The organism is Herbaspirillum sp. ST 5-3, assembly GCF_004804275.1.
In the GTDB taxonomy this organism is placed as follows: Bacteria; Pseudomonadota; Gammaproteobacteria; order Burkholderiales; family Burkholderiaceae_D; genus Noviherbaspirillum.
Map to the genome: position 1 here is coordinate 1 of NZ_STGI01000040.1, position 934 is coordinate 934.

The 934-nt window shown below is 59.7% G+C and carries 1 protein-coding gene; it reads right to left on the minus strand.

The window, feature by feature from the left end:
- Positions 1–7 precede the first annotated feature (7 nt).
- A protein-coding gene (locus E6W33_RS26865) for an IS5 family transposase (protein ID WP_168798788.1) occupies positions 8–866 on the minus strand; the annotation gives its coding sequence in 2 pieces (ribosomal slippage) (positions 8–461 and positions 460–866; 861 coding nt in all).
- Between the last annotated feature and the right edge of the window lie 68 nt (positions 867–934).

Here is a 934-nt window from a genome sequence, read left to right on the forward strand (position 1 = left end):
TTAGAACCTATCCGTAAATTATGTTGACCTTCATCGGCACCTTACGAAACACGATGATGGCTGCAGCCAAATGGTTTAGCGCCATGAAGCTGCGCTCGAGTTTTTCATAACGGACCAGCAGTTTCCTGAACCGGTTGAACCAGCTATGCGCCACTTCGACGATCCAACGCCGCGCCCGCTTGTGCGGACTCCGCCTGCGCTGTCGGGCTTCCTGCGACCGCCCTTGCACATGCGGGATGTAGCCTTGCCGCACCATCGCAATCCGGGCCGGATCGCCGCGGTATCCATTGTCGGCACACAGATGCTTGCTGCGCCGGACCACCGGCGGCGGGTATTTCATCTTTTGCCGCGCCAACACCTTTTCCAGTTGCGTCACATCATGCCGGTTGGCGCCTGTCACGATGATCGACAACGGGGCGCCACGCGCATCGACCAGCAGATGCCGCTTGCTGCCGTTTTTTTCCCCGATCAGTCGGATTCGGTCCAACTGCCTGTTGCGCCATCGGTGCTTTCATCGTCGCGCCGTCGATGCTCTGCCAACGCCATGCAATGCCCTGCAAATCGTCGTATTCCGCCAGCCCCGCTTCCCACAGCGCCTCGAAGAAGCCGGCGCGCTCCCATTCCAGGAAGCGGGCATGGATCGCGCTACAACTGCCGAACCGCTCTTTCGGCAGCGCACGCCACTGACATCCCGTTCGAAGCACGTACACGATCCCTTCAAACACGAGCCGCGCCTCCTTGGGCGGGCGTCCCGCGCCGGGCTTGCGCCGATACGTCTTGCCAGCACAACGTTGCCGCACGGGGATCAGTGGTTCGACGCGCTCCCAGAATTCATCCGACACTTCCCACGATTGAACCTTGCTCATCTTCATCACCTCCGATTGCCGTCACCGGCAATTCGGATGCGACTTTCAATTTACGGACAAGTTCTTAG